Annotated in this window: 21 protein-coding genes, 1 tRNA gene and 4 pseudogenes; 7 read left to right on the top strand and 19 right to left on the bottom strand. The window is 69.6% G+C overall.

Going from position 1 to position 22958, the window contains the following annotated elements; all coding sequences use genetic code 11:
• Positions 1–125: 125 nt before the first annotated feature.
• The 7 genes and pseudogenes from ACVDFE_RS26910 to ACVDFE_RS26880 all read right to left on the bottom strand — a co-directional run.
• Positions 126–269: a hypothetical protein gene (locus ACVDFE_RS26910; protein WP_458432326.1), complete on the bottom strand. Its 144-nt coding sequence runs from the start codon at positions 267–269 to the stop codon at positions 126–128.
• A gap of 444 nt (positions 270–713) precedes the next feature.
• The gene (locus ACVDFE_RS26905; RefSeq protein WP_458432325.1) at positions 714–1838 is read right to left on the bottom strand and encodes an SMP-30/gluconolactonase/LRE family protein; all 1125 of its coding nucleotides are present in this window, start codon (positions 1836–1838) and stop codon (positions 714–716) included.
• Positions 1839–2252: 414 nt separating this feature from the next.
• The gene (locus ACVDFE_RS26900) at positions 2253–3695 is read right to left on the bottom strand and encodes an endo-1,4-beta-xylanase (protein WP_458432324.1); all 1443 of its coding nucleotides are present in this window, start codon (positions 3693–3695) and stop codon (positions 2253–2255) included.
• Between the two features lie 28 nt (positions 3696–3723).
• Positions 3724–4146 (bottom strand): annotated as a pseudogene (locus ACVDFE_RS26895) (carbohydrate binding domain-containing protein); the annotation flags it as partial.
• A gap of 259 nt (positions 4147–4405) precedes the next feature.
• Positions 4406–4573 (bottom strand): hypothetical protein, encoded by a 168-nt coding sequence (locus tag ACVDFE_RS26890; protein WP_458432323.1) that lies wholly within the window; start codon positions 4571–4573, stop codon positions 4406–4408.
• 1210 nt (positions 4574–5783) lie between these two features.
• Positions 5784–6473: a DUF7822 domain-containing protein gene (locus ACVDFE_RS26885; RefSeq protein ID WP_458432322.1), complete on the bottom strand. Its 690-nt coding sequence runs from the start codon at positions 6471–6473 to the stop codon at positions 5784–5786.
• A gap of 229 nt (positions 6474–6702) precedes the next feature.
• Positions 6703–6843: pseudogene (locus tag ACVDFE_RS26880) on the bottom strand (acetyl-CoA C-acyltransferase); the annotation flags it as partial.
• A 216-nt stretch (positions 6844–7059) separates the two neighbouring features.
• Between ACVDFE_RS26880 and ACVDFE_RS26875 the strand changes: the two are divergent.
• Positions 7060–7494, top strand: coding sequence for a hypothetical protein (locus ACVDFE_RS26875; RefSeq protein ID WP_458434400.1), 435 nt, complete (start codon positions 7060–7062; stop codon positions 7492–7494).
• Between the two features lie 139 nt (positions 7495–7633).
• On the opposite strand, the gene ACVDFE_RS26870 is transcribed toward ACVDFE_RS26875, so the two are convergent.
• Positions 7634–7719: transfer RNA gene (locus ACVDFE_RS26870), tRNA-Leu, on the bottom strand.
• A gap of 173 nt (positions 7720–7892) precedes the next feature.
• Between ACVDFE_RS26870 and ACVDFE_RS26865 the strand changes: the two genes are divergently transcribed.
• On the top strand, positions 7893–8828 hold the full coding sequence (locus ACVDFE_RS26865) for a squalene cyclase (RefSeq protein ID WP_458432321.1): 936 nt from the start codon (positions 7893–7895) through the stop codon (positions 8826–8828).
• On the opposite strand, the gene ACVDFE_RS26860 is transcribed toward ACVDFE_RS26865, so the two are convergent.
• The 4 genes and pseudogenes from ACVDFE_RS26860 to ACVDFE_RS26845 all read right to left on the bottom strand — a co-directional run bounded on the left by ACVDFE_RS26860 (position 8825) and on the right by ACVDFE_RS26845 (position 12158).
• Entirely contained in the window at positions 8825–9430 is a 606-nt protein-coding gene (locus tag ACVDFE_RS26860) for a response regulator transcription factor (RefSeq protein WP_360394781.1), read from the bottom strand. The two genes, ACVDFE_RS26865 and ACVDFE_RS26860, sit on opposite strands and share 4 nt — an antisense overlap.
• A 348-nt stretch (positions 9431–9778) precedes the next feature.
• Positions 9779–10024 (bottom strand): annotated as a pseudogene (locus ACVDFE_RS26855) (histidine kinase); the annotation flags it as partial.
• Positions 10025–10569: 545 nt separating this feature from the next.
• Positions 10570–11277, bottom strand: a complete 708-nt coding sequence (locus ACVDFE_RS26850; RefSeq protein ID WP_458432320.1) for an ABC transporter permease — start codon at positions 11275–11277, stop codon at positions 10570–10572.
• Positions 11274–12158, bottom strand: a complete 885-nt coding sequence (locus tag ACVDFE_RS26845) for an ABC transporter ATP-binding protein (protein ID WP_458432319.1) — start codon at positions 12156–12158, stop codon at positions 11274–11276. The genes ACVDFE_RS26850 and ACVDFE_RS26845 overlap by 4 nt, the downstream gene beginning before the upstream one ends.
• Before the next feature lie 164 nt (positions 12159–12322).
• Here ACVDFE_RS26845 and ACVDFE_RS26840 point away from each other — a divergent pair, with 164 nt between their 5' ends.
• The 4 genes and pseudogenes from ACVDFE_RS26840 (at position 12323) to ACVDFE_RS26825 (ending at position 16219) form a co-directional block, all read left to right on the top strand.
• Positions 12323–12985: a GAP family protein gene (locus ACVDFE_RS26840; RefSeq protein WP_458432318.1), complete on the top strand. Its 663-nt coding sequence runs from the start codon at positions 12323–12325 to the stop codon at positions 12983–12985.
• Positions 12986–13015: 30 nt separating this feature from the next.
• Entirely contained in the window at positions 13016–13972 is a 957-nt protein-coding gene (locus tag ACVDFE_RS26835; RefSeq protein ID WP_458432317.1) for an AAA family ATPase, read from the top strand.
• Between the two features lie 18 nt (positions 13973–13990).
• Positions 13991–14874, top strand: a pseudogene (locus tag ACVDFE_RS26830) (glutaminase).
• A 28-nt stretch (positions 14875–14902) separates the two neighbouring features.
• On the top strand, positions 14903–16219 hold the full coding sequence (locus ACVDFE_RS26825; protein ID WP_360394863.1) for a M20/M25/M40 family metallo-hydrolase: 1317 nt from the start codon (positions 14903–14905) through the stop codon (positions 16217–16219).
• A gap of 17 nt (positions 16220–16236) precedes the next feature.
• On the opposite strand, the gene ACVDFE_RS26820 is transcribed toward ACVDFE_RS26825, so the two are convergent.
• The 3 genes from ACVDFE_RS26820 to ACVDFE_RS26810 are packed head-to-tail and all read right to left on the bottom strand — an operon-like array spanning position 16237 to position 19141.
• On the bottom strand, positions 16237–17268 hold the full coding sequence (locus ACVDFE_RS26820; protein ID WP_458432316.1) for a serine hydrolase domain-containing protein: 1032 nt from the start codon (positions 17266–17268) through the stop codon (positions 16237–16239).
• Positions 17265–18956, bottom strand: a complete 1692-nt coding sequence (locus ACVDFE_RS26815) for a DUF6895 family protein (RefSeq protein ID WP_458432315.1) — start codon at positions 18954–18956, stop codon at positions 17265–17267. Before ACVDFE_RS26815 ends, ACVDFE_RS26820 begins: the two co-directional genes overlap by 4 nt.
• A complete protein-coding gene (locus ACVDFE_RS26810; RefSeq protein WP_360394762.1) occupies positions 18953–19141 on the bottom strand; it encodes a hypothetical protein in 189 nt (62 codons plus the stop codon). Before ACVDFE_RS26810 ends, ACVDFE_RS26815 begins: the two co-directional genes overlap by 4 nt.
• A gap of 181 nt (positions 19142–19322) precedes the next feature.
• Between ACVDFE_RS26810 and ACVDFE_RS26805 the strand changes: the two genes are divergently transcribed.
• Positions 19323–20153 carry an alpha/beta fold hydrolase gene (locus ACVDFE_RS26805; protein ID WP_360394760.1) on the top strand — a complete coding sequence of 277 codons (831 nt, stop codon included), beginning with the start codon at positions 19323–19325 and terminating at the stop codon, positions 20151–20153.
• Between the two features lie 124 nt (positions 20154–20277).
• On the opposite strand, the gene ACVDFE_RS26800 is transcribed toward ACVDFE_RS26805, so the two are convergent.
• The 4 genes from ACVDFE_RS26800 to ACVDFE_RS26785 form a co-directional block, all read right to left on the bottom strand.
• Complete coding sequence (locus ACVDFE_RS26800) at positions 20278–20715, bottom strand: hypothetical protein (RefSeq protein WP_458432314.1); 438 nt, start codon at positions 20713–20715, stop codon at positions 20278–20280.
• A 194-nt stretch (positions 20716–20909) separates the two neighbouring features.
• The gene (locus tag ACVDFE_RS26795) at positions 20910–21122 is read right to left on the bottom strand and encodes a DUF5703 family protein (RefSeq protein ID WP_360394754.1); all 213 of its coding nucleotides are present in this window, start codon (positions 21120–21122) and stop codon (positions 20910–20912) included.
• The gene (locus tag ACVDFE_RS26790) at positions 21119–21775 is read right to left on the bottom strand and encodes a YncE family protein (RefSeq protein ID WP_360394752.1); all 657 of its coding nucleotides are present in this window, start codon (positions 21773–21775) and stop codon (positions 21119–21121) included. Before ACVDFE_RS26790 ends, ACVDFE_RS26795 begins: the two co-directional genes overlap by 4 nt.
• A 192-nt stretch (positions 21776–21967) precedes the next feature.
• Complete coding sequence (locus ACVDFE_RS26785) at positions 21968–22933, bottom strand: aldo/keto reductase (protein ID WP_360394749.1); 966 nt, start codon at positions 22931–22933, stop codon at positions 21968–21970.
• Positions 22934–22958 lie beyond the last annotated feature (25 nt).

Below are 22958 nucleotides of genomic sequence, written 5' to 3'. Positions count from 1 at the left end.
AGACGTGTCCTCCTGCGGCAAGTGGCTTGTCGGCGCACGGAGCGCCGCTGGCAAAGCCCACTGTCAATCAGGACGAAGTGCCGGGTACTGCGGAGAACCGCAGTACCCGGCGCGACCGGGCGAAGTCACATCCGCAGCACGAAGCCTCCGCGCGCGGACGACAGCTGGGTTCGGCGGCGCACCCGAGCTTGCGGCAGGTGGAACTTGTTCGTGCGCCGGGAAACTTTGAGCTCGTGCGCCATCTCGTGGTTCGAACGCCCTTCGAGCACCTAGATTCGCCGCGCGGTACTCGGGCGGTATCGGGAGCGCGTTGGGTGCCGAGCCGGGCGGCGTCACCTCCACCGGCTCAGCCCGTGGGAAGCTCCGGCGTGAGGCAGGGACTGCGGAGTCCCGCAAAGCCGGAAATGATCGCGGTGAGAACTTGGCTCAACTCTGCAGGTGATCTTGGCCTCACCGTGCGACGGGGTTGCGCGAACGAGTGAATCGGTCGGTACGACTGCGATGTGGATGAAGGATCGGCTGCAAGGGTTGTAGGCCGACGAGGACTTCCTCGGCTGGTTCCCGCATGACGGGCGCCCTGGTCTCTCGCTGCTCAGTTGGCTGCGGTCTGCGTGCTGCAGCTTCTGCTGGATCTGTCCGATCGGGCATCAGCGGTCACGACGAGCAGACCGCCCATGTTCGTCGATGTCGAGGCGGGTGCTCGCGTCCCACTCCTAGAGGACCAGTCGGCGTGCAATACGAATCTGCGGCGGCCTGAGGCGCAGGTCAGACCACCGGGCATGGTTTTGGCACCCCACAGGACTGCCGAAATGTGCCGGAGTCAGTAGGGCCAGCCGGGAACGTTCAAGCGAATGCTGTACAGGCCGAAGTTTCCGGTGTTGCCGCCGGTGGATGCGGTACCCGACGTGATGTAGAGGGTTTTCCGGTCGGGGCCGCCGAAGGCGACGTTGGTCGCGTTGCGGCCGGCGGAGATCGTGCCGAGGAGCTTGCCGGCCGGGGAGTAGACGTAGACCTTCCCGCTGCCGTAGGTGGCCTGGTACAGGTTTCCCGCGCAGTCGACGGTGCCGCCGTCGGTGCCGTCGAGCGACGCGAAATCGCTGCGCTGCCCGGTGCTCCCGTCCGCGTTGACGGGGTAGCGGTAGATCTTGCCGGTCGCGTTGCCGCCGACGTAGAGGGTCTTGCCGTCCGGGGAGAAGCTCGATGCCGTTCGGCTGGCGGATCGTGTCGTCGATCAGGGTGACGACACCGTTGGTGACGCGGAAGACGCCGGTCCTGCCCGACATCTGGTCCGGGCGGTTCGCGCGCTGGAAGTTCGGGTCGGTGAAGTAGGCCGTTCCGTTCGCGGCCACGGTGACATCGTTGGGAGAGTTGAACAGTCGTCCCTGGTAGGTCGCCGCGATCGTCGTCCGCCGCCCGGTGGCCAGGTCGTACGAGGACAGGCTGCGCTGGTCGTGGGTCGCCGCGAGGACGGACGTGCCGTCACGGCTGATCGCCAGACCGTTGCTGCCCGCGTTCTTGACGAAAGTGGTGAACGTGCCCGTCGAGGGGGTGTACCGCAGGATGTCCGAAGGCTGGACGTTCTGCGGGCCGGTGCCGTCGTACATGTTGGACAGCAACAGGGTTTGCGTCGCCGCGTCCCAGGTCGGGCCCTCCAGGAAGTTGAACCCGTCCTTGATCTTGGTCGCGGTCAGGTTCGGTGAGGGCAGCGGAGTGCCGAACGGCCCGCCGGGGCACGGTCCTTCGGGTGCCGCGACCGAGGTGCCGGTGACGCTCGCGGAGACCATGCCCAGGATGACCGTGGCCACCGCGATCTTTCGCTGCCGTGCTCGGATGTTCATGCCGGTGACATCCTCGCTTCCGCTTGGAGGACTGTGCCTTGAACTGTGAAGGATGATTTCGGTGTGGTCAAGACGCGACGAAAAGATTTCTTCCGGCTAGGAGGTAGATCGCCGGAGTGTTTGGGATCGCTAAAATTCGGGTGACTTTTTAGCTTGTGGGTGGCTGCGCGCGGGCGCCATCAGGTCCTCGCTTCACGTGTGCTGCGGTTCGGCACTCGAATCGAGTGGTGGTTCGACGAATTCGACGAGCGGGGCCATGTGAGAAAGCGATGGACGTGGGGGACGTGTCGAGTGCGAATTGTTCGTGCTCCCGAGAAAGACGCCCGTGCAGGTCAGTAAGCGTTGGTGGGCAGCGGTCGTCATCGGGCTTCTGCGCATGTCCTTCTCGGGAGAAGGATGTCGCGAGGGATACCGTCACACCCACCGGCACGGCGCGCCGTTCAGGACGAAGGACGCCGGCCGGTCGTTCGCACCGCTCCAGTCCGCCAGGAAGCCGAACGAGCGGGACTCGCCGGGCGGGATCGCCGAGTTCCACGGCGCACCGTGCACCGTCACCACTGCACCGTCCTGGGTGAACGAACCGTTCCAGAGCTGGGTCACACGCTGGCCGTTGGCGTACGACCAGGCGAGGGTCCACGAGTCGAGCGGTGCGGTGGCGGAGTTGGTGACCCGCACCGAGCCGAGGAATCCGCCCTGCCACTGCGCCGTTGTCTCGTAGGTGATTTCGCAGGTGGCAGTGGGGAGAACGGTCCCGATCCGGCTGGGATCGGCCACGGCCCAGAAGGCGTCCTTGGCCCGCAGTCGGGTGTCGAACAGCAGCGGGTGGTCCTTGCGGGTCACCGGGAACGTGTCGAGCCACGTGCTGTCGTCGGCCAGGCCCCAGAACGTCACCGAGCTGATCGCGTGCGCGTACCTGGTGAACACAGCGAACAGGCCGTGGTAGCGCTGTGCCTGTGCCAGCAAGGAAGCGGCGGGCGGGCGCGGGTACGACTGGTTGCTGTCGGTGTAGATCGAGACGTCCATCTCGGTGATCTGCTGGTCCACGCCCAGGGGCAGGAACTTGGTGATCATCGCTTCCGTCTCGGCGGCCGAGGGCCAGTCGACGTTGACGTGCATCTGGTGTCCGACAGAGTCGACGGGAACGCCTTCCGCGCGCAGCTGGGACACGAGGTCGTACAACCGGTCCCGTTTTGCGGGCACATTGGTGTTGTAGTCGTTGATGACCAGCTTGGCGTTCGGTGCGACCTCGTGCGCCACGCGGAACGCCGTGCGGATGTAGTCCAGTCCCGCGATCTCGAACCACTTGTTGCGGCGCAGGCCGTCCGGTTGCGCCTCGTCGACGACCTCGTTCACCACGTCCCACGCCGTGATGTCGTCGCGGTACCGGCCCACCACGGCGCGGATGTGCGTCTCGATGCGGTGCAGCAGCAGCGCTTTGTTCTCCGCGGTGGGTGTCATGTCGGCGCCGGAGGAGTCCTTGAAGACCCAGTCGGGAGTCTGCTGGTGCCAGACGAGAGTGTGACCGCGGATCGCCTTCCCCCGCGCCTTGGCCCAGTCGACGAGCGTGTCCGCGTCCGTGAACCGGAACGCGCCCTCGGTGGGTTCGGTCGCGTCCCACTTCAGCTGGCTGCCCGGCGTGATCGAGCTGAAGTGCCGGTCGAGCAGCCTGCCGTGCTCCCCGTACAGCAGGGCGGGCTCGGCGGCAACCCCGAAGTGCCGGAACGGCACCACGTCCCGCAACGCGGGGATGTCGGTCTGGATCGGGGGAAGCGGTGTGTACGACAGGACGAAGTCGTCGAGGTGGAACGACGCCGCAGGACTGGAGCTTCTCCACGTAGGTGGTGAGGAAGTCGGCATCGGACGCCAGCGTGTAGCCACCGGTGAGGTTGACCCAGCCGTCGGCGGTGACGAGCGTGTCGCCGACGACCCCTTCGTAGGACGTGACGCCGTCAGCATGGCGTTCGACGGACATCCGGAGCCGCGCGGGCTCCTCACCGCCCGCGAGCCGCACCCACACCGACAGGCTGTACCGCACGCCCTTCTCGACGTCGTCGAGCAGGGCGAGCACTGGCCCTTCCCAGGATTGAGTCCGGCCCGAGACGAGGAGGCTCCGGGCACCTCCGTGCGCGACGGCCGAGCTCACCGCGGTGGTCTCTCCCCCGCGCGAGGTCCAGCCCTGCACCGTGTCGTCCTCGAACGTGCTGGACACCACCGTCACCGGTGTGTCGGCGGCGAGCGCGGCGGGACCGTGCGTCAGCAGCCCTGCCACGATCGAGGTGACCAGCAGACCGGCCAGAACTCTCCTCATCGAGAATCCTCCAGGTTCTGGGAGCGCTCCCAGAACCATAAGGCGACCTGCTCCTGGCACCCAGGCACCATTCGGCCCAAACGCGGCACTCCACTGCCAGAGGGTCGGCGCGAGTCCAGCTCGCTCGCGAACACCCGCGGGATCAACAATTGGAGGAGGTCATCGCGGAGTCGGTGGACACCCGCCACACCCGTCGGTCCGTCGCAGCGCCGGCGCTGGAGCCGAGCAGCACCAGGTACTTCTCTCTCAGCAGCCCGGCCTACGTCTGCACGCCGGTCAGCCTGACCCTGGTGGCCTTGATCGTGGTCAGGGGCAGTCCCAGCAGAGAGATCCGGACGTCTTCGCTGCGGGAGACCCGATCTCCGCAGCTGTGCCGCCCATAGGTCATCGCCTCGCTGATAAGCGAGGTCGTACCGGCTGTGAGCATGCATGGGTGATTAGTTCGCTGTTGTACCAGGCGTTGTGCAAGTTGCTGTCTGTTCCGGCGGTGCTAGTTCGCAGTAAAGCAACCAAGGACGCGGAGCTTCTTGGTCTGTGGCACGAGAACGTTGTGCTTCGTCGGCAGTTGGCCCGACCGGTTCGTTACGAGCTCGCGAACCGTTTCTGGTTCGCCACGCTGATGAGATTGATACGTCGCTCCAGCTGGCAGGAGGTCTTCCCAGTTACCCCTAACACGCGAGACCATCTGCGTCAGGCGCTACGTGAGTACGAGCGGCACTACGACGCGCACCGAACCCGCCGGTCACTCGCCGCCGCAGCGCCCTTGCGAGCGCGGTCGCAGGCTCTTGAACCCGACCAGATCGGACGCCTCGCGGTACTCCAACGGGAGTGTCTCGGCTGAGTTATCCGCGTGTATCGGCATGCCGCTTGACCTGCGCAAACGTAATTTTGCCACGCGCAGGGCCGCAGCGAGAGCCGAACTTGGCGGTTTGCCTGCACCGAACCTGGCGACTGCCGCAGGGCTACAGGCCGCGGTGGACTCCCTCGCAGATGTGACCGTAATCATCAACGAAGGGCAGCCGGAGAAGCTGGCGAGACTCTACGAGGAACTTGGGAGCGGGCTGAGGTACGACAAAGCAAAAGAGGCCGTCTATGCGACGACCTCTTCGCGTGTGCTTAGCGTACGTGTCCGAGGGGGACTTGAGTCCCCACAAGTAGCGAGCTTGCGCAATTCGTGTGTTCATGCGCTATTGGATAGCTCGAATTTGGTATAGAGGGCCAGTCGGCACTGATCAATCTTTCGTCGCTGAGTTGTGTCGACTTGGAGCAAGAACTTCGCGGCGACCTGTTGCGCCACGCGCTGGTGTGGAATCAGGCCCATATGCGGCAGGCGCTGCGTGAGTACGACCGCCACCGCAACGAGCACCGCACCCACCGATCGCTGGTGCGGCACCCCTGCGGGTCCGGCCTCAGCCTGTCAAAGCCAATCAGATCGAACGCTTCACCGTAGACGGACATGATCTTGGCTGAGTCTTCTTCCAAGTATCGTCATGTCTTCACCTGCATGGACGTAGTTTTCGGCACGCACAGCCGGTGGCGCGGGTGTGCGCGCTGACGTACTTCTGCATGGTCACCGACGTCCACCCCACCCCAGCCGGGCACGAGGCCATCGCCGAGATCGTCCTGGCCGCCGCGAGCTACTGTTTCGGCTGGTTCGCCGCGTACTCCGCCCGGTTCCACAGCGCGAAGTAGAGGACGTCGGTCCACCAGCTGAGGCCGATCGGGTTCTCGGTCCTGTCGTCACGCGTGTTGTCGAAGTCGTCGGTCAGCACGAGCCCGTGGAACGCGTTCAGCGGCGGCGCCGACCGCTCGGCCGCCGCTGCGGCGAGCACGGCCCCGGCCGCCGCCGCATCGTCGGGCAGCGCGTCGATGGCCTCGCCCGCCGCCCGGCACAGGTCGAGGTGGCCCTCGATGAGCGCCCGCAGCTCGTCCTCGCCGCTCTCGATCATGGTGTCGAGCTCGATGGTCTCGAGCAGGACGTACCGGTCGCGGTGCGCGTCGAGGAACCGCTCCGCCTCGGCGAGCCCGGCGTGCAGGCCTTCGGCGTCGCTCACGGCGCGCACGGCGGCGGCGAACTTCGTCAGCCGCGCGAACCCGGCGTCGAACTCACCGCTGATCGCGTACAGCGTGGTCCTGCTCTCCGGGGGCTCGCCGTCGAACCCGTCGGCGATCAGGGACGCGCACAGCCGGGGATCGCCGGACAGGAGCACCAGGAATGAGAACGGGATGGCGTAGGGCCATTCCGACAACCCGGAGACCGTCTCCGGCCGATCCTCATAGGACTCCGGCCGGTTGCTGGTGCTGTACAGGTACGAACGGTTCGCCATGACCGGATCCTATGACGGGCCTGCGGCGGGGCTAGACCTGGCCGAGGCAGATGGTCCGTTTCGGTTGCGGGTAGACGCGGGCGTTCTCCGCTTCCCCCGCCCCGCAGGAGTTGGCCCTTGAGACTGATGAGGCCGCGTATTCAACTGTCGCGAGTTCTCAGCGGTTGTCGCGGTGAGTGATCGCCGGGTGCTCCGTCCGGTCGTGAGTGTTCAAACAGGACTCAACCGCTTACGTGATCCGTTCGAAGATGGCGGCCATGCCCTGGCTACCACCGATGCACATGGTCTCGAGGCCGTAGCGTGTCTGGCGGCGGTGCAGTTCGCGCGCGAGGGTGCCGAGCATGCGTACGCCGGTGGCGCCGACCGGGTGGTCCGCTTCCGCAAGGCCAGTCCGGACCGCGTGATCCGGCCGCGTAATCCGGCGCACCCGAACATCGTGGAGATCGAGGACTTCACGGCTGCCCAGCTCCTGCGGAAATCAAAGGGCAGCCTGCGGATCGCGCGGAAGGCAGAGCGGTCCGAACGGGCGGTGAAGCACCGCTATCTGTTTCGCGGCCGGATTCGGTGTGACATCTGCGGGCGGAAGATGGAGCGCAGCCCACGTAAGAAAGCCATGTACTACCGGTGCCCGGCACGCACCCTCGCTCTGGGATCTCCGGTGCTCGCGTCGCATCCCGGAGCGGTCTATTTGCGGGAGGACCTTCTTCAGGACGTCATCAACGGCTGGCTCGGGCACCTGTTCGACCGGAAGAACCGAGACCGGACCGTCGCCGCGTTGATGGACTCACAAGAACCGGTGATCGAGGTCAGTCGCGATGCCGCGAAGAGGAGGCTCGCTGACGCGGAAGCCAAGCTGACGAGGTTCCAGAACGCCATCATGGCCGGCGTCGATCCAGCTGCCTTGGTCGAGGCGATCAACGACGCGCAGGCGAGAGGCTGGCGGCACGGGCTGCCCTGGACAACGTCCCGGCACCGGTGGAGCGGGACATCGCCGAGATCTATGCGGCGATCGACTCGATAGGCGACATCAGCGCGGCGCTGAGAGGCCACGCCCCGACGAGGCTGGAGGAGCTGTACGAGGCGATCGACCTGCAGGTCCGTTACAAGCAAAACCCCCACGAAGCTGATGTCTCCATCAACCCCGTGGGGGTGAATAGTGCTGGTGTCCGAGGGGGGACTTGAACCCCCACCCCCTTTCGGGGACTAGCACCTCAAGCTAGCGCGTCTGCCATTCCGCCACCCGGACCTGTTCAGTTGTCACCGCAGCTCGCGCCGTGGTGCGTGCATAGATTACATGATCGTCGGCAACGACCAAAATCGAGCGCCCCGAGCAAGATTTCCGCTGGTAGGAGCATGGTTGGGTGCACAGAGCCGGCGGAAGCCAGGCAGATCAAACTCAAGCGGGGCTAGGGTCACCGGGTGCTGACGACGGCGTTGGTGGAGTGGTTGCTGAAGGACGCGGACCCGGCCCTGCGTTGGCAGGTCGAACGGGACCTCCTGCACGAGCCCGAAGAGGTGTGGAAGGCGACGAGAGCACGAGTTGCCACGGAAGGCTTCGGGAAGCGGTTGCTGGAACTCCAAGGCGAGGACGGGCAGTGGGCGGGTGGGGCCTTCTTCCCGCCTGACTACGACATGCGCGGCGACGAGCCGCAGCCGTGGACCGCGACCACCTGGACGTTGGTCACGTTGCGCGAGTGGGGCCTTGACCCCGAAGCGCTGCACGGCACTGCGGAGTTGTTGGCAGCCAACAGCCGGTGGGAGTACGACGGGTTGCCGTACTGGGGTGGCGAGGTCGACTGCTGCATCAACGCGATGACGGTGTCGAACGGGCTGTGGCTCGGGGTGGACGTCCACCACAACGTCGCGTGGTTCGTGGAGCACCAGCTTGAGGACGGCGGGTGGAACTGCGAGTGGGTTGAGGGGGCGAAGAGGTCGTCGTTCCACTCCACGCTCAACTCGCTCAAGGGGTTGCTGGACTACGAGGTGGCCACGGGGGGCACCGACGAGTCGAGGAGTGCGCGCAGGAGAGGGGAGGAGTACTTGCTCGAAAGGCACCTGTTCCGGCGGTTGTCGACGGGGGAGCCGGTAGCGGAGTGGGTGGACACGTTCCGGTACCCGTTGCGGTGGCAGTACAGCGTGCTCAACGCGGCCGATTACTTCCGGCGTGCAGCGCGGCCTGACGAGCGCATGGCGCAGGCCGTCGAGCGCATCAAGGAGCAGAGGCAACCCGACGGGACGTGGGTGCAGGCTGGGCGGCATCCAGGGCGGATGTGGTTCGAGGTCGACGTCGAACGAGGGCAGCCGTCGAGGTGGCTGACGCTGTACGGGGCCAGGGTGCTGGAGTGGTGGGGTTAGATCCAGCCGCGGGCGCGGGCCATGCGGGCGGCCTCGTGGCGGTTCGAGGCGGCGGTTTTGCCGACTGCTGAGGACAGGTAGTTGCGGACGGTGCCGGGGGAGAGGGAGGCGCGGCGGGCGATTTCGTCGATCGGGGCGCCTTCCAGGGCCAGTTCGAGGACGTCGGCCTCGCGTGGGGTCAGGGGGCTGTCGCCGGCGCTGATGGCTTCTGCGGCCAGGGCCGGGTCGACGTAGCGGCCGCCGGAGTGGACGGTGCGGACGACGGTGGCCAGGACGTCGGCGGAGACGGTCTTCGGGAGGAAGCCGCGGACGCCGGCGGCCAGGGCGCGTTTCAGGTGGCCGGGGCGGCCGTGGGAGGTGACGATCATCGTGGAGCACGTGGGGAGCTCGGTGGCCAGGGTTTGGGCCACGGTGACGCCGTCGAGGTCGGGCATCTGCAGGTCGATCACGGCCACGTCGGGGCGGACTGCTCGGGCGGTGGCCACGGCTTCGGCGCCGGTGGCGGCTTGGGCGACCACCTCGAGGTCGTCCTCCAGGGCCAGGAGGGCGGCGAGGGCGCCGCGGATCAGGTGTTCGTCGTCGGCCAGGAGGATGCGGATCACGGGAAGCTCCACGGTCAGCACGAAGCGGTTGGGGGGCTCCGGGGTGGCGGTCACCGAGCCGCCGAGGGTGGCCACGCGCTCGCGCAGGCCGGTGAGGCCGCTGCCGAAGCGGATGGTGGTGGCGGTGGCGCCGTCGTTGGACATGGTGAGGGTGGTGCCGCGCAACGCGATGGTGCACGTGCGGGCTTCGCTGTGGCGCAGGACGTTGGTCACGCCCTCGCGGACGGCCCAGCCCAGGGCTCCCGCGGCCTCGTCGGGGAGGGAGGGCTCGCCGATGACGCGGCAGTCGATGCCCGCGGAGGTGAGCAGGGAGCGGGCGCCGGCGAGCTCCACCGTGAGGTCCGCTGTGCGGTAGCCGGAGACGACGGCGCGGAGCTCGTCGAGGGACTCCTGGGCGATGCGGCGGACCTCCAGCATCTCGGCGACGGCCTCGTCACGGCCGCGTTGGGCGAGTTTCGCGGCCAGTTCGGCTTTCAGGGCGACGACGGAGAGGTTGCGGCCGACCACGTCGTGCAGGTCGCGGGCGAAGCGCAGGCGTTCCTCGGCCACGGCGAGGCTGGCGCGGACCTCACGGGAGCGGTCCAGCTCCCACATCGTGCCGATCATCCACACCGAGGTGCGGTAGACGGCGGTGAAGAAGACCAGGGCGATCGTCATCGGGACCGCGGCGCCCAGCGGCACGGTCAGCACCAGGAACACGCCGGTCGCGGCCACCACGGCCGCCGTCACGCGGGGGCGCAGGGTGCACGACACCGCGGTCACGAACAGCACCGGCACGAACAGCGTCACGGCGTCGACCGGGCCGTCGCGCCCGCCGGGTGGTGCGCCGGGCAGGACGGCCATGCCGCCTGCCACCACCACGGCGGTCACGACGGCGGCGACGGTCAGGGCAAGGCGCGGGAACGGCGCCTTGCCCAGGTAGTGCTCGATGCCCTGGTGGACGAGCCACATGCAGCACGCGGCGTGCACGACGATCGCGACGATGGTGGCGACGGCGGCGATGCGGCTCACGGAGTCGTCGTTCGCGAGGCTCGTCATCGGCAGGATCGGCAGCGCGACGAGGGTCAGGTAGAACGACGAGCGGGTGAAGTAGTCGAACCGCGACGCGCTGCTGCGCGAGCGCCACCAGGACAGCAAGGTCACCTCCGCGGCTCCCAGCGGAACCATCGCCGGACAGCGTAGACACCGGCCGCGACCCACGCCGCCAGCACGACCACCGGCTGCAGCACCGGGCCGTCGTGCCAGCCGGCCCGCAGCAGGTCCAGGACCGGGGTGAGCGGCAGGAACCGCAGCGCCGTCTGGACCTCGTCGGGGAACACCGACAGCGGGACCATCAGGCCGCTGCCGATGATGCACGCCATCAGGACCGGCAACGACGTCACCTGCGCCATCTCGACGGTGCGGGTGAACGCCGCGGACGCCGCCGCCAGCAACGCGAACAGCAGCGTCCCGCCGACGACGCCCAGCAGCGGGAACCACGGCTTCGTCGGCACCGCCACGCCGGTGATCACGCCGATGATCACCGCGAACAGCACCATCTGCCCGATCGCGACCACCATCGACGGCAGCGCGGCACCGAACAGCACCTCGGGGTCGGTCAGCTCGCCGACGCGCAGGCGCTTGAGCACGAGCTCCTCGCGGCGCGCGACGAACACGGTGACGAGGTTGTAGTAGACCGCCATGAGCAGCACGAACCCGGTCAGGCCGACGACCAGCGGCACGCCGTCGGCGTCGATCGACAGCAGCAGCGGCACGACCAGCAGCGGCACGATGAGCGAGTTGAACAGGGCGGTGCGGTTGCGCCAGAACAGCTTCAGCTCCGCCTGCCCGATGGCCACGGCCCTCATGCCGCCTCCTCCGCGATCGCCAGGAACGCCTCTTCGAGGGACGCCGAGCGGGCGTCCAAACCGGACAGCACGACGTCCTGCGCGTGTGCCCACGTCAGCAGTTCGTGCAACGTCTCCTGCAGGGTGTTGGTGCGCACGGTCGCGCGGCCGGACTCGTCGAGGTCGGCCACGACCGGTAGTGCGACGCCGGCCGGCGGCGTGAACGTGATGCGCGCCGGGTAGGCGTCGACGACCTCGGACACCGTGCCACGCGCGACGATGCGGCCGCGGTGCATGATGGCCAGCCGATCGGCCAGTTCCTGCGCTTCTTCCAGGTAGTGCGTCGTCAGCAGCACGGTGGTGCCCTCGTGCAGGAGGGTGCGGATCAGCTGCCACGTGTTGCGCCGGCTCTCCGGGTCGAGGCCGGTGGTCGGCTCGTCGAGGAACAGCACCTCTGGCTGGCCGAGCAACGCGAGCGCCAGGTCCAGGCGCCGCCGTTCACCGCCGGAGAGCTGCTTCACCCGCACCGCCGAGCGGTGGCCCAGGTCGACGAGGTCGAGCGCCTCGGCGACCGGGCGGGGCCGGGTCAGCGTGCCCGCCCACATCGTGGTCGCCTCGGACACGGTCAGGTCGGGCGGGAAGCCGCCCTCCTGCAACATCACGCCCACCCGCGGGCGCACGGCCTTGCGCTCCAGGAACGGGTCGTGGCCCAGGACCCGGACGGTCCCCTCCGCCGGCCGGGTCAGGCCCTCCACCACCTCGACGGTCGAGGTCTTGCCCGCGCCGTTCGTGCCGAGCAACGCGAACATCTCGCCGCGCTCCACCTCGAACGAGACGCCGCGCACGGCCTCGAATCCCCCTGAGTAGCGCCGGGTCAGGTCTTTCACCTCGATCGCTGTCATGTGTTCAACGATCGCGTGAAACTCCCGGTCCCGGCAGTGTCAGGACGCATCGGAACGTGATGACAGATGTCATGCCCCCGGCAGGCCCGCGCACGCTTTAATATTACACTTGTGCTAAAAAGATCCGGCACGGGCACTGTGCGAAGTGGGGCGAGGGGGACGCGGTGGGTACGGGGTTGTTGCTCGCGTTGGCGGGGCTGGCGTTGCTGGACTCGACGAGCATCGGGACGTTGTTCGTCCCGATCTGGTTGATGCTCGCGCCGGGGCGGTTGCGGGTCGGGCGGTTCGCCGTCTACCTGGGCACGATCACGGTGTTCTACTTCGTGGTCGGCATCGGGCTGGTGCTGGGGGCGGCGCAGGTGCTGGAGCACCTCGACGGGCGGGTCGCGCTGTGGGTCCAGCTCGTGATCGGCGTCGGGTTGTTCGTCGTGAGCTTCCGCTTCGACAGCAAGAAGAAGACCGATACGACGAAGTGGACGAGGCGGGTCGGCGGGTCCACGGCCGCGCTCGTCGGGGTCGCGCTGCTGGCCGGGGTGGTGGAGCTCGCGACGATGCTGCCCTACCTCGGCGCGATCGGGATGATGAGCGCCGCGGACCTCACGCCGGCGCAGACCGGGTTGCTGCTCGCCGGGTACTGCGTGGTCATGGTCGTGCCCGCGCTGGTGCTGCTGGCCGCGCGGATCGCGTTGCGGGAACGGGTCGAGCCGGTGCTGCAGCGGATCAGCAGGTGGTTCGCGGAGAAGGGCGCCGGTGCCACCGGGTGGATCCTCGGGATCGCCGGGTTCCTGGTGGCGCGGGACGCGGTCGCGCGGCTGTTCTTCCTGTAAACGCGTTGACGGGGCCGGGAGACTGCGGTCGTGGTTTCGGTGTTGTGGATCTGCGGACCTCCCGGTGTCGGCAAGACGGTGGTCGGGTGGGAGGTGCACCGCCGCAACGGCGGGGCGTACGTCGACGTCGACCAGCTCGGCATCTGCTACCCGGACCCGGACGACGACCCCGGCCGGTACCGCATGAAGGCCCGCAACCTGGCCGCGGTGGTGGCCGGCGCGCGGGCGAGCGGGGTGCGCAGCCTCGTCGTGTCCGGTGTGGCCGATCCGAACGGCGCCGCGCCGATTCCCGGCGCGACGCTGACGGTGTGCCGGCTGCGGGCCGACCGCGAGGTGCTGCGGGAGCGGTACCTCGGGCGCGGGATGCGGCCGGAGCAGCTCGACCACGTGCTGCGCGAGGCCGACGAGCTCGACGCCCGCGCGATCGGCGACGTGTGCGTGGACACGACCGGGCTGTCGGTCACCGAGGTGGCGGACCGGGTCGAGCGGGCGGCCGGCGACTGGGCCGGGCCGGAGCGGGTCCTGTGGTTCTGCGGCACGACCGGTGTCGGCAAGTCGGTCGTCGGCTTCGCGGTGTACCTGCGGCTGCTGGGCACCGGGATGCGCGCCGGGTTCGTCGACGCGGGCCAGCTCGGGTTCGGGATGAAGCACGCCCGTGCGGACACCCTCGCGGCGGTGTGGCGGACCTACCAGGAGGCCGGGGCACGGGTGCTGGTCGTGGTCGGCCCGTACGCCGACGTGTTCCCCGGCGCCACGGTGTACCGGCTGGAGGCCTCGCGCGCCGACCTCGTGGAGCGGATCCGGCGGCGGGGCAGGGGAGAGGGCTGGCCGGAGCCGGGTGACCCGCTGGCGGGGCGGTCGGAGGAGGAGCTCGACCGGGTGGTCGAGGAGGCCGTGGCGCAGGCCGGGCGGCTGCGGGGGATCGGCACGGCGGTCGACACGTCCGGGCGCACGGCCGAGGAGGTGGCCGCGTCGCTCGTGCCCTGAGGTGGTGGGATGGCCGCCATGGAGCTCCAGCAGCTGGTGGACCGCATCGCGGGCGAGGTCATGCCCGGCGGTGCGGCCGCAGACTACATCCCGGCGCTCGCACGGGTCGACGCGCGGCGGTTCGGCATGGCGGTCGCCACGCTCGACGGCGAGGTGTGCGGGGCGGGGGAGTACCGGGCGCCGTTCTCGATCCAGAGCATCTCGAAGGCGTTCACGCTGGCGCTCGCCGTGGGCGACGAGCTGTGGGAGCGGGTGGGGCGGGAGCCGTCGGGTCGCCGTTCAACTCCCTGGTGCAGCTGGAGACCGAGAACGGCATCCCGCGCAACCCGTTCATCAACGCCGGGGCGCTCGTGGTCACCGACCACCTCGGGCCGGGTGCGTCGGACCGGCTGCTCGACTTCCTGCGCGCGGAGAGCGGCAACCACGCGATCGACGTGGACGAGGAGGTCGCCAGGTCCGAACTGGACCACGGCGACCGCAACCGGGCGCTGGCGCACTTCATGGCCTCCTACGGCAACATGCGCAACCCGGTCGACGTCGTGTTGCACGAGTACGTGCGGCAGTGTTCGATCGCGATGAGCTGCGCGGACCTGGCCAGGAGCGCGCTGTTCCTGGCACGGCACGGGGTGCGCAACGACGGCGAGCGGCTGCTCGGGGTCAGCGGCGCGAAGCGGGTCAACGCGGTGATGCTGACGTGCGGCACCTACGACGCGGCCGGGCAGTTCGCCTACCGGGTCGGGCTGCCGGGCAAGAGCGGCGTCGGCGGCGGCATCGTGGCCGTGGTGCCGGGCAGGTGCGCGATCTGCGTGTGGGGTCCCGGGCTGGACGCCCGCGGCAACTCGGTGGCCGGGGTCGACGCGCTCGACAGGTTCACCACTCTCACAGGGTGGTCGGTGTTCTGACGGGTGGTAGGAAGACGGGGTGAGCACATTGGGCAACGCGCTGGCACGGGCCGAGGACGAGGCCGTCACGCTCGTCAGCGAGCTGATCAGGATCGACACCACCAACACCGGTGACCCCGCGACGGTGGTGGGGGAGCGCAAGGCCGCGGAGTGGGTGGCCGAGAAGCTCGGGGAGGTCGGCTACGAGACGACCTACGTCGAGTCGGGTGCGAAGGGGCGCGGCAACGTGGTCGCGCGGCTCGCGGGCGCCGACCCGAACCGGGGCGCGCTGCTCGTGCACGGGCACCTCGACGTCGTGCCCGCCGACGCGTCGGAGTGGTCGGTGCACCCGTTCTCCGGTGCGGTGCAGGACGGGTACGTGTGGGGCCGCGGCGCCGTCGACATGAAGGACATGGTCGGCATGACGCTCGCGCTGGCCAGGCACTTCAAGCGGGAGAACGTGGTGCCGCCACGCGACATCGTGTTCGCGTTCCTCGCCGACGAGGAGGCCGGCGGCCTCTACGGGGCGAAGTGGCTGGTCGACAACCGGCCGGAGCTGTTCGAGGGCGTCACCGAGGCGGTCAGCGAGGTCGGCGGGTTCTCGATCACGCTCAAGGACGACGTCCGCGCCTACCTCGTGGAGACCGCCGAGAAGGGCATCCGCTGGCTGAAGCTGCGGGTCAAGGGCACCGCCGGGCACGGCAGCATGATCCACCGCGACAACGCCGTGGCCAAGCTCGCCGCCGCCGTCACCAAGCTCGACCAGCACCAGTGGCCGCTGATCATCCGGCCGTCGGTGCGCGAGTTCCTCGACGGCGTCACCGAGATCACCGGCCTGGACTTCCCCGAGGACGACGTCGAGGGCTCGATCGGCAAGCTCGGCGCGCTGTCGCGGATGATCGGCGCGACGCTGCGCGACACCGCGAACCCGACGATGCTCACGGCCGGCTACAAGGCCAACGTCATCCCGTCCACCGCCGAGGCGACCGTCGACTGCCGCATCCTGCCCGGCCGCGAGGAGGCGTTCGACCGCGAGCTGGCCGAGCTGCTCGGTCCGGACGTGGAACGCGAGTGGATCGGCCTGCCGCCCGTGGAGACGACGTTCGACGGCGCGCTCGTGGACGCCATGACCGCCTCGATCACCGCCGAGGACCCCGGTGCGCGCGTGCTGCCGTACATGCTCTCCGGCGGCACCGACGCGAAGTCGTTCCAGCAGCTGGGGATCCGCAACTTCGGCTTCGCACCGTTGAAGCTGCCGGCCGACCTGGACTTCTCCGGGCTGTTCCACGGCGTGGACGAGCGCGTGCCGGTGGAGGCGCTGAAGTTCGGTGTGCGGGTGCTGGACCGGTTCCTGCGCAACAGCTGACGGGACCGTCCGGCGGCTCAAGCAGTCGTCTCCCGCGTCGCATCCCTGTCGCTCCCTCTCGTCCCAGGCCGTTGTGCGGCGGCCGGGTCGTCGAGGGCGCGCAGGGCGTTGTACGAGTCCTGCACGAGCGTGGCTCGCACGGTCGGGCCCGTGTTGGCGAGGACCACGAGCGCAGTGCGGCGCTGCGGGCTGAACCCGGCGAACGCGGTGCAGCCGCGCGTGCCCCCGGAGTGGAACAGCAGGTCGTGGTCGGGGAGGCGGCGCAGGTTCCACACCAGGCACAGGTGGTCGGTGGCGGAGACGGCGACGCGGGGCGCGACGACGTCGGCGAGCGCGGGCGCGAGGGAGGCCGGTCGGCCGTCGAGGAGGGCGGTCAGCAGGACGAGCAGGTCGCGGGCGGAGGACCGGAGCGCGCCGGCGGCGGGCATCCCGGGCATCTCCCACGGCGGCCGCGGCCGGCCGCGCAGGTGACCGGTGGCGTGCGGCGCGGTGTCGAAACCGGTGTCGGTCAGGCCGAGGGGACGCAGGACGCGGTCGGCGAGCAGGTCCTCGAACGGCCGGCCGGTCGCGCGGGCCAGTGCCAGGCCGAGCACGGCGACGCCGAAGTTCGAGTACCGCGCTCGGTCGTCGGGGCGGACGCGGGTGCGGCGCAGCGCCGCCGTCAGGCGCTCTGGTCCGAACGCCCGGTAGGGGTTGGTGCGCCAGGCGGGCAAGGCCGCGCGCAGCAGGCCCGGTGGCAGCCGGGGCAGGCCGGAGGTGTGCGTGGCCAGGCGCTCCAGCGTGACACCGGGGCCCAGGCCGGTGTCCAGGAAGCGGTCCACCGGGTCGTCGTGCCGCACCTCGCCGCGCGCCACCAGCTCGGCCAGCAGCAGCGCGGTGAACGTCTTGGTCAGCGAGCCGATCTCGAACCGGGTGGCGGCGGTGACCGGGTGCGGGTCGTCCAGCGCGGTGACGCCCGCGACCAGCACGGTCTCCTCGTCGCCCACCCGAGCGGCGACGGCGACACCGGGTGCGGCGGACAGCAGTGCGGTGATCCGGTCCTCGTTCACCCTGCGAGCAGCCGGGACAGCGCGAGCGTGCCCGCCGCGGTCGCGACCACGGCGGTGTGCTGGTGGTCGAGGAACCGGGTGCGCGGGTCGTCGGACACGGGTTCGCCGTCACGGGGCACCAGGCCGTCCTCGTGCTGGGCGGCGGCGAACGGCGCCCACTCGGCGGCCTCGATGCGCGGCTCCGGCAGGCACGCGCCCACGAGGAGCAGTTCGCCCACCAGATCCCACTGCCGCGCCTCGGTCCACACGTCGATCCACACCGGCAGCCACGCGTCGAGGTAGCGGGCCGTGCCGGCCGGCAGGCCCTCCGGACGCGCGCCCCAGTCGGTGAGGTGGAAGACGGTGTGCGTGGCGCAGTACCCGGTGTACCAGTCGATCACCCACGGCTCGGGCTCGCGGCCGAGCCAGGTCGCGGCGGTCAGGGCGTCCCAGTCGTCGTCGCGCGGGATGCCCACGACGCGGTGCGCGTTGGCCACGGCGAGCCGCCGGTTGGGCACCACCTCGTTCACCGCGTCGGCGGCCGAGCTGTGCGCGGCGACCCGTTCCAGGGCGGCGTGCCGGTACCCGGAGCGGGCGAACGACGCGTAGGTCTCCACCGGGTCGGTGAGCAGGGCGTGCCGGAGCTGGCGCTCGTAGAGCAGGTCGCCGCGGCGCATCTGCTCCCAGGAGAAGTCGAGCAGCTCTCGCGCGTGCCGCAGCTGCGCGGCACCGGCAACGCCCTCGCGCAGCACGAACGCGGACGCCAGGGCCACCTCGCACAGGGGCTTGTAGACGCTGTTGGGGTCGTCGAGGTCGGCGGTCGCCGTGTCGGTGAAAGCACCCAGCTCGTGGTGCGCGTGCAGCCAGGCCATCGCCCGGCTCGCCACGTCGTGCACCACCGCGGTCGGTGCCGAGGGCACCGGAGGCGTCGGGGCCGGGAGCGCCGGTCGCGAGGACACCGGCTCGGCGGCGAGGACGCGTTCAGCAATGGCCAGGTCCAGCAGCAGCCGGGCGTCGGCGCCCGCGTGCAGCCTCAGGTGCTCCACCAGCAGGGCCGCGTCCAGCGGAACCCGGTCGGCGAGCAGGGCCACCCAGCGAACCAGGCGTGCTGCGGTGGCGTAGTCCCGGCGCAGCACGGCCCGGGTGGTACCCCTGGCCAGTGCGAGCGGCGCACCCGCCACCGCCTCGAACACCGGGCCGTCCAAGCCCGGCAGGGCCAGCGGCGAGAGCTGGGCGACGGCCACCGACCAGCGCGCCCACTGCTCGGCCGGGCCCAGCAGGGCGTCGACCGGTGACGTGCCGAGGTGGGCCGAGGCCTCCCGGTTCTCCCACACCTCGACGGTCCCAGGCGGCGCGCACCGCCCGTCGGTGAGCCGCACCAGCAGCTCGGCGGTTGCCTGGTCCCGGTGGGCCAGCACGCACTGCTGGTGCGTCACCGGCTGCTGGACGGGCGGGAACGCCTCGAAAGCGTCGGACACGACAGCGGCGTCCCGGCCCTCCAGGAGGCGGCCCGCCAGCAGGTGCGGCGCGAAGGCGTCGGCGCCCACCAGGCGGACCGCCCACAGGCCGGCCACGCCGTCGGCGCAGGAGTCGAGGAAGTCGGCGAGCCTCGTCGGCACACCTTCCCCGAGTGCGCCGACGAGGTGTCCGGCCAGTGCGGCGACCGCGTCCGCACGAGACGTGCGGTCGATCGCGCCACCTGTGGTCACCGCTTCTCCGGCTCCGTCGGGTTGCCGGGGGAGACGATCAGCAGCAGACCGGCCAGGAGCGCGCCGCCGGCGGTGGGCACGTGCAGCGGCGGGTCGGCCACCGCGGCCTCGGGCTCCGCCACCGCCGTCATCAGTTCGGCCATGTCCTCCGGCGCAACAACCGGACGGGCCAGTGTTCGCATCATCACAACCTCCTCCTTCGCTTCGTTCTTCCGGAGTACCACCTCGAACGCGGGGACACGCGCTGTATCACCCGTTCCAGTGAAGGAATCCACAACGGACAGGTGGTGCTGTGTCGCAGATGGACCGTGTCTTTTCGGTGTGTCGTGTCGTTGGGCATGCAGACGGCACGGCGAAAGGAACGGCATGGTGCGGCTGGAGGACGGGACCGAGCTCAACGTGCTGCGGGCGGGCGATCCCGACGCGCGGACCACGATCGTGCTGGCGCATGGGTACGCGCTCGACCACCGCAGCTGGCACAAGGTCGTCGACCGGCTCAGCGGCGACTTCCAGGTGATCGCCTACGACCACCGCGGCCACGGCGAGTCCTCGAAGGCCGACAAGGAGACCGCGACGATCGAGCAGCTCGGCGACGACCTGGGTGAGCTGATCGAACGCGCGGTGCCCAGCGGTGACGTGGTGATCGCCGGGCACTCGATGGGCGGCATGGCGGCGCTGGCGATGGCCGAACGCAGGCCGCGGCTGTTCCGGCAGCGGGTGCTGGGCATCGTGTTCGTGTCGACGGCGGCGAGCGGGCTGTCGGAGACCTCGCTCGCGTGGCCCAAGTCGCTCGGCAAGCTGGTGCGGGAGCTGGAACGGGCGTTCGGGCCGATCGTGCGGGCGGTCAGGGAGAAGATCGAGCCCACCAAGACCGCGGGCCTGCGGTGGTGGCTCTTCGGTGACGAGCCGTCCGACGACGACGTCGAGCTGACCGCGGACATGGTGTGGGGGGAGTGGCCGGAGACGGTGGCGTTGTTCCGCCCGGCCGTGGACCGCTACGACCGCGAGGCGGGACTGACCGTGGCGCAGGAGAAGGCCGTCGTCGCGGTGGTGGGCGACGAGGACCGGCTGGTGTCCGAGTCGGACGTGGCCAGGTTCGGCGGCACGTCGGTGGTGCTGCCCGACGCGGGGCACATGCTCCCGTTGGAACGTCCCGCAGAGATCGCGAACCTGATCCGCGAGGTGGCCAAGGCCTGATGGTCGGCGGGGGCGCGGTGATGTGCCCCCCACCGACCATCTCGCGGCCGCAACCGGTCGTGGAGCAGGTGAGGAACGCGCGGCCTGCCAGGTGGCGCGTTCTCGACACGCTTTCCGGAATCGTCTACGACGCGGAGGTGCGGCGCCGTCCCGGTGGCCGGCCGAAGAGCCGCACGTGCTCGCCGACGAGCCATTCCTTGAGCGGTGCCCACTCGGGGTGGTGGTTCAGCACCAGCAGGCGGTGCATCCACCAGTTCGGGTCGTCGGCGCGGGGGAACGCGGCCAGCCACGCCGCTCTGTCCTGCGCGGACAGTCCCCACAGGTGTGCCAGCTGGCCCTGGGCGTCGGTGTCGAGCTGGGCGGTGACCTGGCCGTTCTCGGTGTGCCACTCGGCTCTCAGCTCGCGCAGGACGGCGAGAGCGCTCTCATCGTTCTCCGGGGCCGTGACGACCACGGTGTGCAGGCCCTGGGCCGCGGCTTCGGCGAGCAGGGCACGGGTGGACGGTTCGTCGTGCGGCAGTGCGCTGTGCGCGACCCCGACTTGTTGCGGCACGAGCTCCATGACCCAGAATCTGATCACATATTCTACGACTCCGGTCAATTTTATTGCTTCAGTGTTGACTGAAATGAACCGTCACGCGGTGCTCAGCTTCAACGAACGAACAGAGGATCTCAAACGCCGGGACGTGAGCACCTCAGCGTTGTGGGCCGCAGGCGGAGGGGGCGTTTGAGCGGCACTTCGTGTCGTGTGACGCGTTACGTGATGAGTCCGGGCAGGTCGCCCGGGACGCGCTTGCGGCGCAGCCACACCTTGCGGGAGCCGTCGCCGTAGAGCAGCGTGCGGGACAGCTCCCAGCCCGCGAACTCGGCGTGGATGGCCAGCTGCGTGGTCGCGGTGCGGCGGGAGATGCCGGGCGGCAGGCGCAGCGGCCGGTACTCCCAGTCCCCGTCGATCACCCCTTCGGTCATGGCGAGATCACCTGTATCCCTCCGTTGTCGCCGGACGTGACGGTGACGCGTCCGGTCTCCTGGTCGACGCTGACCGTGTTGGGTTGGCGCACGGTGGCGAAGCGGTGCTTCTCGGACGGCTCGCCGGCGGCGACGTCCAGGCCGACGACCTCGTTGCGGTCGGTAAGCGTGATCCACGCGATGTCGCGCTTGGCGTCGTAGGCGATGCCGTAGGGGGTGCCGGGCACGGGGTAGCGCTGGCGCATGATCAGCGGGTCGATCGAGAACGCGATGAACTCGCCGCCGCGGGTGTCGACGACGAGCAGGCGGCCGAAGCGGTCGGGGACGGCGTTGGTGGCACCGTCGCCGGCGCGCAGGCCGGGGCCGCGGGTGGGGGAGCCCTTGTCGTCGGTGGTCATCTCGAAGACGGCGCTGCGGAGCCGGTCGAGCTCGACCTTGCGGCCGTTGACCTCGAACTTCAGGGTGGTGTCGCCCTCGGTGAACGAGCCGCCGGGCGTGATGTCGCCGGGCAGGGCGGTGTTCTGGGCGGGGGAGAGGGCCGGTTTGGCGACCTCGAGCGTCTCGGCGACCTGCAGCGGGTCCTGCGACTTCTCGCTCTGTCCGCACGCCGTCAGCGTCGCGGTGGCCAAGATCAGAGCTGCGAGCCGGTGCAAGGTCGTTCCTCCGTGGATCTGCGTGGTCTTCCAGCATGCCCGCAGTGCTCACGAAGGTCACGCGAGGGGTGGGGTGAATCTCGTTCAGGGCCTTTTGGTCTGTTATCTCAATAACTTCAGTGTCGACTAAATTTAACACCCTCACAAGAACAGCTACCAACGAAAACTCAGTAACACAAAACAGCCAGGAACTCAGGGCATCGGGCGCTCGGGGTAGGCGAGCTCGATGGCGCTGACGTCGTCGAGTGCGGCGCGGATCGCGGGCGGGAGGGTGAGCTGTTCGACGTCGAGGGACGCGAGGAGCTGGTTGGTGTCGCGGGCGCCGACGACGGGGGCGACGACGCCGGGCCGGTCGCGGACCCAGGCCAGTGCGACGCACAGGGCGGAGGTGCCGAGTCCTTCGGCGGCGGTGCTGACGGCCTGGACGATGCGGGCGGCGCGGTCGGTGCGGTGTTGTTCGACGTAGCCGGCGAAGTGGGCGGAGGCGCCGCGGGAGTCGGGTGGGGTGCCGTTGCGGTACTTGCCGGTGAGGACGCCGCGGCCGAGTGGTGCCCAGGGCAGGAGGCCGAGGCCGTGGTGGGCGGCGGCGGGGGCGACTTCGCGTTCGATGCCGCGTTCGAGCAGGGAGTATTCGTGCTGGGTGGAGATGAGGGGGAAGGTGGTGGGGGTGGTGGCTGCGGTGGCGAGTTGCCAGCCGCTGTAGTTGGAGGTGCCGGCGTAGCGGACTTTTCCTGCGGTGATGGCGGTGTCGAGTGCGGAGAGTGTTTCTTCGACGGGGACGGTGGGGTCCCAGGCGTGGAGTTGCCAGAGGTCGACGTGGTCGACGCCGATGCGGCGCAGGGAGCCGTCGAGGGCGGTGAGGAGGGCGCCGCGGCTGGCGCCGCCGCCGAAGGGGCCGTCGGTGCGGCGTGCGACGGCTTTGGTGGCGATGACGAGGTGGTCGCGGGGGACGACTTCGTCGATGAGGGTGCCGAGGATGCGTTCGGATTCGCCTTCGGTGTAGACGTCGGCGGTGTCGATGAGGGTGCCGCCGGCGTCGGCGAAGGCCATGAGCTGGGTGGCGGCCTCGTCTGCGTCGGTGTCGCGGCCCCACGTCATCGTGCCCAGTGCGAGGCGGGAGACGCGGAGGCCGCTGCGGCCGAGGTGTCGCTGTTCCACGTGCGGGATGCTAAGGGGTGATGAT

The sequence above is a fragment of the Lentzea chajnantorensis genome, from assembly GCF_054300775.1.
Note: the sequence above shows the minus strand (reverse complement) of the source record. Positions and strands in the feature narration are given on the sequence as shown.